The sequence below is a fragment of the Nocardia elegans NBRC 108235 genome (genome assembly GCF_001612845.1).
Classification (GTDB): Bacteria; Actinomycetota; Actinomycetes; order Mycobacteriales; family Mycobacteriaceae; genus Nocardia; species Nocardia nova.
Genome location: NZ_BDBF01000050.1, coordinates 1 through 13,847 on the forward strand (window position 1 = coordinate 1; position 13,847 = coordinate 13,847).

Genomic DNA, 13,847 nt, shown 5'->3' on the forward strand with positions numbered 1-13,847 from the left:
GCGGGATCCGGCAGCCCCGCATGCCGGCCCGCGTTCTCGATCCGGGAATCCGATTGCGGCACAGCGCGATTCGGGCTGCCTTGATTCGACGCCGCCTGCATCGGGCCGGGTCGCGGCGGACCCGGCTGATTCGGTACCGCCGGGTTCGGCTGATTCGGTACCGCCGGGTTCGGCTGATTCGGCACCGCCGGACCCGGCGCGGGAGCCGGCCCCTGCTCCGCCTCGGCGTATTCGCTGTCGGTGACCAGCAGATGCGCAGCACCCAGCACCAGGGCGTGCATCGGATGATCGGCGACCCGCAACCGGTTGCCCAGATGGTTCTGGAACGCCAGCCGCAACGCGTCGTTGAAACACACGTTGCCGGTGAGCAGCACCGTCGAGGTGTCGGCGCCGATCGAACGGGCGGCGGCCATCACCTCGATGACGACGTTGTCCGCCGAATGCGCGTCCCGCATCGAATCCGGGGTGATCGGGACCCCGACCGATTCGGTGGGCTGCTCGTCGTCCCCGTCGACGGCCACCACCAGGCACACCCGGCCGTCGGAGTAGACGCCGGTCGCGCCGACACCGCGGCGGCCGCGCGCGGGCGGCTGTACCAGGCCCAGGGCCCGCACGTAACCGGACAGCGCCACGGATTCGGGCAGTGGGTCGGTGACGACGTCCATCTGCTCGATCAGACGGCAGTACTCCTCGACCTTCTCGTCGGCCCAGTCGTCCGGGAACGGCAACGCCACCACGTCGGGCTTGCCCCGCAACCGGGAGCCGATCGCGGCGAGCGGGTTGTAGAGCCGGGCGCGGAACACCAACTCCGCCGGCCAGGTCGCCCCGGCGATGCGGATCTGCTGATGCCCGAGGATGTCACGCACGTCGGAGACCGCGATGCCCAGATCGGGCCGCTGCCGGTCCGCGCCCGCGGTGTGCAGTCGCCCGGATTTGTCCGCCAGCAAATACGCAGGCGGCGTATATGTGCCTTCCACCTGGACCGGGCGGATCGGTATCCCACCGCCACCGGCGGCCACGGACACCACATCCCATCCGAGATGTATCGCCCCAACTCGAGCCGTCACATGCATAAGTGTGCCTGCTGTCGCGTCGGCACGCTCGGGGCAGGGCCGATTAGTGCGGACATCCCTTGTCGACGCTCGTTTCCGGACCCGTTCACGCGGCCGACTTCTTCAGCCGCAGACGCCACCACGTCAGCGTGGACAGCGCCGCGGTGAGCACGATCAACATGCCGGCGTCGAGGAACCAGAAACCGGGTTTGTGCTGCCAGATCGCATCGGGCTGGGCGTTGACGAACAGGGTCCGCAGATCGATGGTCGAGGCGCCGCCGGCGAATCCCCAGCGCGACGGGAAGACGTACGAAAGCTGTTCCAGCACCACGCGATCGGTCACCGGAATCATGCCTCCGGCCATCACCAGCTGACACATGATCATGACCACCAGCAACGGCATGACCTGTTCGTTCGACTTCGCCACGGTCGACAACAACAATCCGACGACCACACACGTCACCGCCGTCAGCGCGATATCGACGTACAACTCGATACCGCCGGACGGGATGAGCGCCCCCTTTCCGGGCGGATTCTTCCCGGCCAGCACGATGGCCACCAGCACCGCGGACTGCAGCAGCGCCGCGACACCGAAGACCATCACCTTCGCCAGCAGATACGCCGAGGGCAGCAGGCCGACGGCTCGCTCCCGCAGGAAGATCGGGCGTTCCCCGACCAGGTCGCGGACAGTCAGCGTCGACCCCATGAAGCACGCGCCGAGGATGAGCACGACCAGCAGCTGCTGGGATTCACTTCCTCCAGTGAGCTGCGGATGCAACTGGCCGTCCGGGCCGAGAATCGGTGGGGCGGCCGCGAAACCGTTCTTCCCCGGCACGACCAGGCACAGCACACCCAGCACGAACGGGAGGACCACCAGGAAGGCCAGGTAGCCGCGGTCGGCGAGGATCAGCCGGACCTGCCGCCGCGACAGTGTCGATAGTTGTTTCCAGCCACTGGATTTCGGTGGCTGCCCCATCACACCGCGCGGCACGGCCGGCGGTGGCGGTGGCAGCGCCGCCTGCCGGGACCGGTAGTTCGCGAAGGCGCGGTCCGGTTCGGCGGCGACCCGCGCGAAGATCTCCGCCCAGTCGCTGGTCCCGAGAAAGTCGCCGACCCCGGCCGGATGTCCGCAGAACGCGGTCTTGCCGCCGGGCGCCAGCAGCAGCACCTGATCGCACATGTCCAGGCAGGCCACCGAGTGGGTGACCACGATGACGGTGCGCCCGGCGTCGGCCAGTTCACGCAGCATGGTCATGACCTGGCGGTCCAGTGCCGGGTCGAGACCCGATGTGGGCTCGTCGAGCAGCAACAGGGCCGGACCGGTCAGCAGTTCCAGCGCCACGGAGGCGCGCTTGCGCTGACCGCCGGAGAGCCGGTCGACGCGGGTATCGGCATGTTCGGTCAGCGACAGTTCCTTCAGCACGCCGTCGATGACCTGCTGCCGATCGGCCTTCGAGGAGTCCGGCGGCAGCCGCAGTTCGGCGGCGAATCCGAGTGCCTGGCGCACGGTCAGCTGGCGGTGCAGCACATCGTCCTGCGGGACCATGCCGATACGACTGCGCATGGCCTCGTATTCGGCGTGCAGGTTGCGGCCCTCGAAGGTGACCACGCCGGCCGACGGATGTGTCGTTCCCGCAATGAGTTTCGACAGCGTCGACTTACCGGCGCCCGAGGGTCCGATGAGCGCGGTCAGGGTGCCGCGCCCGGCCTGCATGTTGACGTCCACGAGCAGTTGCTTGTTGCCCTCGACGACGAAACCGACGCCGTGAACGCTCAATCCCTGTTCGGTGACCGGCTTCTTGCGGTGCTTCAGCGTGCCTTCCTGCACGACGAAGTCCACGTTGCCGATGGTGACGATATCGCGTTCGCGCAGCGCCACCCGCTGCTCGCGGCGGCCGTTGACGAAGGTGCCGTTGGCCGAGCCCACATCCTCGAGGACGAGGCCCTCGCCGCTCTTGACCAGGCGGGCGTGCCGACGCGAAGCCAGCGGATCGTTGACGACGATCTGGTTGTCGCTGGTACGGCCGATGGTCAGGCCGCCGGCCGGAATGCGGTCGGCCCGCGCGATCGGCGCGGTCGAGGCCCGCGCACGCACCGGCGGCAGTGCCGAGGTGTCGGCCTTGGTGGTCATATTGACGTTCGGCACACCGCCGGAGCCGTGGGCCGCCGGAATCGGTTGAGACGGGCGTTGATTCGGCCGTTGCGCAGGCCGCGACGGCGGCTGCGGCGCAGCCGGGCGGCGCATCTGACCGGATTGCGGTGTGGGATGGGACGGTTGCCGGCGCTGCTGCTGACCCCCACCGTGCTGATTACCATCGTGTGGGCCGCTGCCACGCGGCCCCGCGTCCCGGGCAGGCGGATTCGGCGCACGGCCCGGCGACTGCGCCCGGGTGGGCGGTGCGGGCGGCCGGAATTGCGCCTCCGGCAGCAGATGAACCAGCGGGCCCGTGATCGCGTCGCCGAGCCGGACCAGCATCGGCCGATCCACCGGGACAGGACGCGTGATCCGCTGGGCGTCCACGAAAACCCCGTTGGTACTGCCGTTGTCGGCGAGCACCCAGGCGCCCCCCTGCCAGCCAAGTGTCGCGTGCACACGAGAGACCAGCGGACTGTCGACGAACACCGTCACCTCGGGCGCGCGGCCCAGGGTCACCTGCTGAGTGTTTTCGAAGATCCGATCGGTTCCCTCATGGCGCACGGTGATCTTCTGCGCCCCCGGTAATGACATGAGCCGGATAATATGCGATGGCCGTGACATCGGTGGGGCTCGAACGTGCCCCCGATCGCCGGGGGCGGCGCAGGTGACGCAGCGACTACCGGCCCGGGGAGGGATGGGGAGATGGCGAAACGCCCGGTGACGGCGACCCTCGCCGTACTGGTGCTGGCGGTCGGTCTACTGGCCGGGTGCACCATGACGACCGGTGGGCACGCCGTATCCATCTACGACGACCCGTTCCAGGTCGCCGGACTGCCCACCACCAGCGGCCCCAGCGGTCCTCGTTCCGGTGTTCCCGATTCCCCGCTGACCGCGACGGGCGGCGACAAGGGCGCGGTCGACACGTTGGCGCTCAATGCCATCGACGATATCCAAAGTTATTGGCGCGGTGAGTACCACAACGAGTTCGACGGCGACTTCACCCCCGTCACCAAGTTCTATTCCTGGAGTGCGAAGGCGCCGCGCTCGCAGGAGACGCAGTTCTGCAAGGACACGACCTATCACCTGGTCAACGCGGCCTACTGCCGGCTGGACAATTCCGTCGGCTGGGATCGCGGCGTACTGCTGCCCATGATGCAGGACAGCTTCGGGAAGATGGCCGTGGTGATGGTGCTCGCGCACGAATACGGCCACGCCATCCAGACGATGTCGCGCATCGTCACCGCGAAGGATCCGGTCATCGTGAAAGAGCAGCAGGCCGACTGTTTCGCCGGCGCGTTCATGCGTCACGTCGCCGAGGACAAGGCCGCGCATTTCACGATCAACACCTCCGACGGCCTCAACAACGTGCTGGCCGCGACGGTCGCCATCCGCGACGCCAATCCCGAGGATCCGGAATCGGTGCACGGCTCGGCCTTCGAGCGGGTGACCGCGGTGCAGATCGGTTTCACCGACGGCCCCAAGGGCTGCAAGGCGATCGATATGAAGGACATCGATCGCCGCCGCAAGAATTTGCCGCAGTCCTTCGGCGACGACGTCAATCGCGGCGAACTGGCGATCACCAAGGACAGTCTCAAGGAGTTGAGCAAGGCGATGGCGGCGATCATGCCGATCCCGTCCGAACCGACCTACGACTATCACGGCGCCCTCATGCACTGCAGCAACGGCGCCGACACCGTGCCCGTCACCTACTGCCCCGCGACGAATACGATCGGCACCGACATTCCGGCCCTCGCACAGCGCGGTGCGGCGGATACCGATGAGCAGGACGGCTTTCCGACTCGCGTCGGCGGCGACTACAACGCCTACGTCGTGTTCGTCTCCCGCTACGCGCTCGCGGTGCAGCGCAATGCGCACCAGCAGTTGACCGGAGCGAAGACCGGTCTGCGGGCCGCCTGTCTGTCGGGCGTGATCACCGCGAAGCTCGCCGATCCGCGTCGCGACGCCGGCCAGGGCGATATCGCGCTGTCTCCAGGCGATCTCGACAAGGCGGTTTCGGGACTGCTCAGCGATGGGCTGGCGGCCAGCGATGTGGAGGGCAAGACCGTGCCGAGCGGGTTTTCCCGGGTGGACGCGTTCCGGGCCGGTGTGCTGGGCACACAGGAGATCTGCGAGGCGCGCTACTCCTGACGCGCTGCCTCCTCGGCCGCGTCGCTACGGTCGCTCAACCGAACGGCGGGGGCGCGGCCGGCTCCAATCGCAGTACGCGGTTGCCGAGCTGGATCTCCGAGCCGTGGGCCAGCACCATCGGCTGATTCGGTTGCAGCCGAATCCAATCGCGATATCCGGCCGGCCGGGCCCGGGTGCCGTTGGTGGAGCCCCTATCCACGACGGTGATATCCCAGTTCATCAGCCGGATTTCGGCGTGGGCCCGCGACATTCCGCCGGAGGAGTCCTCGATTTTGACCGGCACCAGACCGCGCTGGGCGGACTCCGAGTTCTCCGGGTCCCGTCCGATCACGGCGTCGGCCGCCAGCAGATAGGTCATGCCGTCGTCGAGTACGAGCATGCCCAGCGGCGGCCGGACGACCTCGACCGGTTGCTGCGTCTGGTCGACCGGCATTCCGCAGACCGTGCAGAACGCCGAGCGCGGATCGCTGGGATGAGCACGAGCGCAGGTGAATCCCATCACCCGCACGGTCAGCGAGGTCGCGCGGGCGGTCGCCTCCATTCGGCGTTCCAGTTCGGGATCGGGACCGGGGGCGGGATTCGTACCGCGCAACCGGGTTTCGGCCAGCCGGGGATCCTCCGCCGGTTCGGGACGCGATATCCCTTGCCGCGCATCGGCTTCCGGCGTCCGATCCGGTCGGGTCGGTGGTGGGGGCAGCTGCGGTTCGGGCCGCTGCGCGTCCAATTGCGACGTGGGCGAGGGCTCGGCGCGATGGTGTGCACCGGCGGCGGGACGGGCGACACGATCACGCGCGCGGGTCCGCTCGCCCTCGAACCAGACCACCGCACCCGCGGCGGCTGCCACCCCCTCCACCAGGGAGCCGATGCCACGTTCGGGCAGTTCCGGAATCCGGCCGCGATCGTCGTCGATGAACAGCGCCGCGGCACGGGCCGGCGGTTCGGTGAACCGGTCGACGGTGAAGGCGGCATCCACGCCGCGGTAGTACTCGACACCCCGGGCGCCCGCGAGTACCGCGGTGACCGAACCGTGCAGAAAGATCGCCACCCCACCGGTATCCGAGCCGGACAGAATTCCCAGGTCGACCGGGCTGCCGTCGACCTGTTCGGCCTCCTGCATCAGCCAGCGGGTAGCCTCGCGCGCGATGATCCGCCCGGGTCCTTGTGGGGCATGCTCGGACGCCTCGGACACCAACTGCGCCAGCGTCTCGGCGGCCCGCATCGCCGGTGCGTCGGGGTGAACCCGGCCGCGACCACGATGCGCGACGACCACGACGGCCCCCGCGACGCGCACGACGACATGGTTACCGGCGACAACCTCGACCTGCCGATCCATCAACGGAATCGGCCTCCGAGCGAGATCAGCGCAGCGGTCAACACACGGACAAGGTTAAGGCAATCGTTGTCCATGAGTCCCCGCTGTCGGGTTTGGTCCGGTAATTTCGATGTCGGAGAACCGGGAGAGCACCGGGAGAAGGGGGCGGTCCATGGGCCGGACGATTCGCAGATCTCTTGTTTTCACCTGCGCCGCACTGCTTGCCGCGCTGACCGGTTGCGGCGTGCAGGGAACCCCGACCGCCGCCGAACTGGATGTCCGCACGCTCGACGTCGGTCCGTATCCGGTCGACCGCCACAGCTACGACGCCACCGCGGGCAGCAAGGGCGCGCTGGCGGAGGGGATGCGGATGTCGCAGGCCGTGGTCCCGGCCGTTCGCATCGACCCGTCGCTGACGGTCGGCGCCGGCGGGCGAGTCGTCGCCGACAGCACCGAGGCCACCCGTCGCCTGCTGGCCGCGGTCTCCAAACCGGTGCTCGACCGCAACAAGATGATCGTCGCCTATGTCGCGGCGGGTTCCGACAAGCCCGGCTCGCTGGACAGCGCGGCCGCGGCGACCTCGGTCACCGATCTGGTGCTGCGTTTCCCGGACGAGTCCGCTGCCCGGCAGGCCGCGCGCGAACTCGAGGATGTCGACTTCGGTGTGGCACCCGACCTCAATCGCAAACTCGCACTGCCGAAATACCCGGACGCCTATATCCACTACCGTCCCGGGATCCCCACCATCGGCACCTTCATGGCCTACAAGCAGTTCGTGATCTCGCTGTTCATCGAGCGGCCTCGCTCCGAGGAGGCCGACCTGCTGGCCTGGGTCCAGAAAACACTCGATGCCGAGGTGCCGGCACTCGATCACTTCCAGGCGACGGCGGCCGGCGGCCTCGACGCGCTGCCGGTGGATCCGGACGGCCTGCTCGCCCGCGCCGTCGTGCGCGACCGCTCGAACCGCACACCCGATGCCGATCGCTTCGCGGTCTATGCCGCACCGGCATTCGTCCACATCTCCTCCGACGAGACCACGCGCCAGCGCCTCGTCGACGACACCGGCATGGATGCCATCGCCGTCGCCGACAACAGTTCGGTGTTGCGCGTCCGCGACGCCGATGCGGGGGCGCGCATGATCAAGGGGCTGATCTCCGGTTCCGGTGAGCAGTACGAGCCGGCCGACGCGCCCAAGACGGTGCCCGGGGCCAAATGCCTGACGCTCAACAGTTCGGGAGATCCCCAGAAGGACAGCCGTTTCCGCTGCTACGTGCCCTACCGGCGATACGTGGAGGTCGTCAACGCCAACAGCCGCGACGATATCGATCAGCGAGTCGACGCGGCGTATGCGTTGCTGGCCAACAGCTTCTGACCGAGCCCGGGCGGCGCGGGAGCGTCACCGTGCTGGAGTACTATGCCGCGAGACCCAGCCTGGAAGGGGGAGCTGATGTCCACGGTCGATCTGATACTGACCGACAGCCGATTGTGGACGCGCAGCGAATCCACTCATTGGGACGGCGCTCCCTCGGTGGTCCCCGCCAGCGATGGCGCGAGTCTCGTTGTGGGAGAACCACTTCAGCCGCCCTCCCCCGCCGTCTCCGTGGTACGGCTGGCCGCGGCCGACCGCATCGCCTTCGTCCCGATGCTGCCGACCGTCGCCGACGCCTTCGCCGCGATCTTCGGCGCGGTGCTGACGAATCTGCGGCTGCCCAGCGCGTGTGAGCGGCTCACGGTGGTGAGCCCGTCGGAGTGGGGCACGCGCCGCCGCGCCGCGCTCGAGGCCGGCGCCCGCCGTCTGGCCGGCGAGATCAGCGTCGAACCGCTGGCGTTACGGGTGGCCGGACTGTCCGCGAGCACCTCGCAGCAGCAGCGCATCGCGGTGGTGGAACTGAATCCGCTCACCACGACCGTCACCCTCACCGGCCGTTCGGGCACCGAGACCTGGATCGAGGCTTGCGAATACGAGCCGACGATCGGCTCCGCGGACCTGGCCGAGGGACGCGGCGTTGAGGCCGTCGTCGATATCGTCGATCGACTGCTCGGCGGCCGCAAACCCAGCTATCTCGTGGTCGTCGGCGCCGCCGAACCCGCACTGCTGGAAGCGATGCGCGCGGAGCTGTCCCGGCGCTACGGCTTCGGTGTCGACCTGCGCGCGATGTCCGGTGTGGACCTGGTCCGGGGCGGGCCCGCGATGTCCCCCGCGGCTCAACCCGCGCGGTTCGCCCCGCAGACACCGTGGGTCGGCTCGCTGCACGAGCATGCGGCCGCGACCGCGCCGCCACCGAAGCTCCGCACTCCGCTCTTCATCGGCGCCGCTGTGTTCGCGGTGATCGTCGCCGCGGTGGCGGCCGCCGTCGTGCTGACCCGATCCGGCGGCGAGTCGCAGACGGCGGAATCCACCGGTACGCACCCGTCCGCCGTCGCCTCACCGACGGCACCACCCGCGGAGTCCTTCGGGCGAGTCGAGGCGGTGGTCCCGGCGGGCTGGCATATCACCAATCGCTCCGGCGCCAGGGTCGACCTGTCTCCGAACGACGGTGCGCGGGAACGTATTTCGCTGGTCCAGAAGGATCTCGCCGCGGGTTCCGGCATCGAGGACGTCGCCGCCACGCTCGAAACCCAGATCGCCAAACGACCGGCCGGCACGGTCGGGCCGCTGCAGCGCAACGTGATCTTCGGCGGCCGCCCCGGACTGTCCTACGAGGAAACTCCCGGCGACGGCACCACGGTGCGCTGGCAGGTTCTGGTGGATTCCGGCCTGCAGGTCAGCGTCGGCTGCCAATACCCTGCCGGCGGCTGGCAGCCCATGGCGGCGGTGTGTGAGAAGTTCGTCGGCGATCTGCGGGCGGGGGCCTGACACCCCGCCCACGGCGACGCCCGCCCATCGGGTACCGCCGCCGGTGAAGGGCACCCGTCGGAGACGGGTGCTATCTTCTTCGCAGCGTCGGCCGAGCAGGCACCTGTGTTCACCGGCGTGGAGCCTGTGGGAGGGGACTATGCGAAATTCCGTGCGTGTGCTGGCCGCTGCCGTGGCCGCGCTGGCGCTGGCCGCGACGGGATGCGGCTCCGATCCGGCTCCCCCTCCGGCCGCCGAACCGACCGTCGATCTCAGCGGTCTCGACGTGGGGCCGTACGACGCCACACCGCGCGATATGGGCAAGCCCGCCAATCCGGGTCAGGCCGCATTCTTCGAGGCGGAGCGACTCGGCAGCGCGATGCCGCTGCCGATGGAGATCGACCCGGCCTTCACCCACACCGGCAAACTCGACACCCTGGTCTTCCTCGATCCGAAAACGTCGGTGATGAAGGACTTCACCGACCTGAGCAACTTCGCCGAAGACGCCCCGGATCTGATCGGCGGCTTCGCGTCCTACGGCCGCGACGACCCGGACAACCTGGGAAGCGAGCTGGTCAACGCGGCCATGATCTTCCCGACCGAGCAGCGCGCGGCCGAGGTCGCCGCGGCCCTGGAGCGGCGCGATTTCGGCCGGGACCCGCAGACCCAAGCGGTCGCCATCCCCAATTATCCGCTGGCGCATGCGCATTGGGTGCCGACCAAACAGGCGATCAGCAACTGGTATCCGGCGGGTCGGCTGGTCGTCTTCACCGCGGTCTACGACCAGGCCAAGAACTGGTTCAACAAGGTCGATCTCCCGGCGCTCGTCTCGCGCGTGCAGAAAAGTCTCGACACCGTCGTGCCCGCGCTCGCGAAGTTTCAGCCGACACCCCCGGACAAACTGATGGACCACCCGATCGACATCGACGGGATGCTCGGCCGGACCATGATCCGGCCGAAGGAGGCGACCGGCGAATGGCTCAACCCGCCCGGTGTCTACCTCGGACATTCCGGGCTGCACTTCAGCAGCGATCCGGGCGAGTCCCGGGCGTGGTACGACCGCGACGGCGTCGACCGCTTCGCCGATTACGGCAACGAACTGTACCGAGCCCGCGATGCCGTGGCCGCCGCGGATATTCGCGACGAATTGGGCGGAGCGGAAAAACATTTCAAGCAGGCGGCGTCCCCGCGGAATCTTCCGGTCGCGAAATGCCGGGAATACAATGGCAAGGAGATGTTGGCCGTCCGCTTCTACTGCTCGGTGTACTACGGCCGATATGCCTCGCTGGCCTGGGGTGAGCAGTTGCTGGATGCGCAGCAACGCATTTCGGCCCAGTACGCCATCTTGGTAAAGGCGGATCCGAAATGACCACACGATTCGTCCGGGCGGCGGCCGCCGTGGCCTGCCTCGGCGGAGTTCTGGCGGCGACCGGGTGCGGCGCGACCATCGGCGGCTGGGCCGGCCCGTCGGAAATGGATGTCCGGAAGCTCGATGTCGGCAACTACGATGTGCGGCCGCTCGATATCCACGTGGACTATCGGCCGGGCTTCGTCAACGCACCCGAGGCCGCCGGCATGCGCCTCGCCGAGTACGTGGTAACCGCGGATCAGGTCGACCCGTCGCTGACGAAACGCGAGAAGGCGGGCAGCTTCTCCGCCGGCGTCCTGCCCGATGCGCTCGGCAACGAGAACGATATGGAGGCCGTCGCCAAGCGCGACCACATGGTGTACGGATTCTCGACCGCGGCCAGCGACAAGGACGCGGGCTGGGGTTTCGCCGGCTGGCCGAAGCCCGAGAAGCCCTATTCCACCGTGCTCGCACTGTCGGTCATGCAGTTCGACGACGCCGCAAGCGCCACCCGGGCCGCCACCGATTTCTACAACGCCGATTTCAACGCCTACAAAGACCAGAACCAGCCGGTGCCGCTCGCGAAATATCCTGATGCGCACGCACATTGGCTCCCCGGAACACCGTCGATCCGCTCCTTCCTCGCGCACGGCTCCTATGTGATGTCGGTACTGGCCCTCACTCCGACACCGAACCTGAACAGCCTCACCTCGCTCACCGAGAAGGCCCTGGACGTCGAATTCCCCCTGCTGGACCGGCTGCCGCCGATTTCCGACGAGGACACGGTCAAACTTCCCTGGGATCCGGATTACCTGCTCAGCCGGGCGCTCAACACCGGTCAGTCCGGGCGTCCCCAATTCGGCGACGACAACGGCGTATTCGGTCCGCACGGAATTCTGCACTACATGTCCGATCGCAAGGCCGCCGCGCAGAGCGTCGCCGCCCTGAAGGCCGACGAATTCGCCAAAACCTCCGACGCTCTGGTGTTGCGCGCCGCCGACGCCGCATCGGCGAAAAAGGCTGTCACCGATCGCATCATCTTCCAGGGTGGTGGTCCGGCCGTCGATCCGGTTCCCCAGCTCACGGATTCGGCATGCGTGGAGAACGGTACGAAGAACGTCGACGGCGGGCTGAAGCGCTATACCTGCATCGTCGCCTACCGCAACTATGTCGGCTATGTGACCTCGAATCAGCTGGTCGACGTGCATCAACGCGCGGCCGCGCAGTACGCCCTGTTCGCCAACAGCCAGTGGCAGCCGTGACTCGACCGCCCACCTCGAAGTCCAGTAAGCTCCGCGACGATACGCGGCCCGCCGAACTACCAGGAGTTTGTTGCTGATGGTGATGAGTCCCGGCACCATCGTCGGTGGGTATCGGATCGTTCGCCAGCTGGGCGCCGGTGGCATGGGCACGGTGTATCTCGCCAAACATCCCAGCCTCCCCCGCATGGACGCCATCAAGGTGCTCAGCGGTGAACTGTCGTCCAACCACGAATTCCGGGGCAGATTCGAACGCGAGGCCAATCTCGCTGCCGGCCTGGATCATCCGAATATCGTCTCGGTCTACAACCGCGGTGAAGAGCACGGCCAGTTGTGGATCGCCATGCAGTACGTCGACGGCACCGACGCCTCGGCCGAACTGGCCCGCGACCCGCATTCGATGACTCCGCTGCGCGCCCTGCGCATCGTCACCGAGGTCGGTAAGGGCCTGGACTACGCGCACCGCCGCGGACTCCTGCACCGCGACGTCAAACCCGCGAACTTCCTGCTGTCGACCCCCGAGGACGATGACGAGGAACGCGTCCTGCTCACCGATTTCGGTGTCGCCAAATCCGCCGACGACGCCACCGAACTCACCCAGACCGGCAGCTTCGTCGCGACGATCGCCTATGCGCCGCCGGAACAACTCCAAGGCATGGCGGTCGACAGCCGAGCCGACATCTACAGCCTGGGTTGCGCGCTCTACAAGCTCATCACCGGCCAGAACCCGTATCCCGCAACCCAACCCGCGATGGTCATGATGGGGCACCTCTACGAGCCGCCGCCTCGCGCCACCGCCGTCAATTCCGGGCTACCACCGGCGATCGACCACGTCTTCGCGCGCGCCCTGGCGAAGAATCCCGCCGACCGCTTCAGCAGCTGCCGCGAACTCACCGACGCCGCCGCGAACGCCCTCACCCCCGGCCACAGCCCGATCCGCACCACCACCTCCCCGACCTACCCCATCCAGGTCTTCGACCCCCGCCCCCAGACCGACCCTCGCACCCCGATCCCCCACCGGACCCAATCCGCAATCCCCACCCAAACCGGCCACCGCCCCGACCCCGACCTCTCCCACCGCCCCACCCCGGACCTCTCCCACCGCCCCACCCCGGACCTCTCCCGCCTCCTCGAACCGAAACCCAAGAGCCGCAAACCCTTGCTCCTCGGCGGAGTCGGAGCACTCGTCGCCGTAGCCTTGGCCGCCGGCATCGGAGTGTGGGCAACCCAGGGCAATTCGGGCGGGACGGGGCCGGCGACCACCTCGGCATCGGCGGCAGCGACGACGACCGCAGCAGCGTACACGTCGGTTGCGCAAGCGCGCGAAGCGAATCCGGCATTCGCGGGCAAGACCATCACGATGTTGGACGTGACCGGAGAAAAGACGTTCGGCGTCTTCCTCGGCGGCACTTCGCCGACGCAGTTCTTGCAGGACCTGGGCTTCGTCTACAATTTGCAGTATCCGAAAAACGGTGACGAGCCCTCGCCTCGGCCGATCACTGATCCATACCAAGATCTCAAGACCTCGGCCGATAGCTACATTCTCGCCGTCCGAAGTGACCCGAACGCCGGTGGCGGTGGATTACTCGGGCTTCCTTACAGCATCACCGGCGCGAAGGCGACTGTCATCCCAGTCGACGATCCTGCGGCTGTGTCCGCACTACGTAACTGGAGCAGCGCGTCGGAACAAACTCTACTGAGCAAGTTGGTGCCGGTGCTTCGAAAGCAAATCAACTGAGCCCAGCACGGCTCTGC

At 67.8% G+C, this 13,847-nt stretch carries 9 protein-coding genes; 6 read left to right on the top strand and 3 right to left on the bottom strand.

From position 1 onward, the window contains the following. Together NE2_RS28260 and NE2_RS28265 are read right to left on the bottom strand one after the other, a co-directional pair. Positions 1 to 1,073, bottom strand: a 1,073-nt coding sequence (locus NE2_RS28260) for a hypothetical protein (RefSeq protein ID WP_233429900.1), incomplete at its 3' end; no start/stop codon positions are given. A gap of 85 nt (positions 1,074 to 1,158) precedes the next feature. Continuing rightward, the gene (locus NE2_RS28265; protein ID WP_063030993.1) at positions 1,159 to 3,780 is read right to left on the bottom strand and encodes an FHA domain-containing protein; all 2,622 of its coding nucleotides are present in this window, start codon (positions 3,778 to 3,780) and stop codon (positions 1,159 to 1,161) included. A gap of 111 nt (positions 3,781 to 3,891) precedes the next feature. Between NE2_RS28265 and NE2_RS28270 the strand changes: the two genes are divergently transcribed. Continuing rightward, positions 3,892 to 5,337 carry a neutral zinc metallopeptidase gene (locus tag NE2_RS28270; RefSeq protein WP_063030995.1) on the top strand — a complete coding sequence of 482 codons (1,446 nt, stop codon included), beginning with the start codon at positions 3,892 to 3,894 and terminating at the stop codon, positions 5,335 to 5,337. Positions 5,338 to 5,371: 34 nt separating this feature from the next. Here the strand turns inward: NE2_RS28270 and NE2_RS28275 are convergent, their stop codons facing one another. Then, the gene (locus tag NE2_RS28275; protein WP_063030997.1) at positions 5,372 to 6,670 is read right to left on the bottom strand and encodes an FHA domain-containing protein; all 1,299 of its coding nucleotides are present in this window, start codon (positions 6,668 to 6,670) and stop codon (positions 5,372 to 5,374) included. 151 nt (positions 6,671 to 6,821) lie between these two features. On the opposite strand from NE2_RS28275, the gene NE2_RS28280 reads away from it, so the two are divergent. From NE2_RS28280 to NE2_RS28300, 5 genes are all read left to right on the top strand, one after another. Then, complete coding sequence (locus NE2_RS28280) at positions 6,822 to 8,021, top strand: DUF7373 family lipoprotein (protein ID WP_063030999.1); 1,200 nt, start codon at positions 6,822 to 6,824, stop codon at positions 8,019 to 8,021. Between the two features lie 75 nt (positions 8,022 to 8,096). Further along, positions 8,097 to 9,506, top strand: coding sequence for a type VII secretion-associated protein (locus tag NE2_RS28285; RefSeq protein ID WP_063031001.1), 1,410 nt, complete (start codon positions 8,097 to 8,099; stop codon positions 9,504 to 9,506). Between the two features lie 139 nt (positions 9,507 to 9,645). Further along, entirely contained in the window at positions 9,646 to 10,854 is a 1,209-nt protein-coding gene (locus tag NE2_RS28290) for a DUF7373 family lipoprotein (RefSeq protein ID WP_063031003.1), read from the top strand. Continuing rightward, on the top strand, positions 10,851 to 12,095 hold the full coding sequence (locus NE2_RS28295) for a DUF7373 family lipoprotein (RefSeq protein WP_063031005.1): 1,245 nt from the start codon (positions 10,851 to 10,853) through the stop codon (positions 12,093 to 12,095). The genes NE2_RS28290 and NE2_RS28295 overlap by 4 nt, the downstream gene beginning before the upstream one ends. 76 nt (positions 12,096 to 12,171) lie before the next feature. After that, positions 12,172 to 13,830 carry a serine/threonine-protein kinase gene (locus NE2_RS28300; protein ID WP_063031007.1) on the top strand — a complete coding sequence of 553 codons (1,659 nt, stop codon included), beginning with the start codon at positions 12,172 to 12,174 and terminating at the stop codon, positions 13,828 to 13,830. Positions 13,831 to 13,847: the final 17 nt, after the last annotated feature.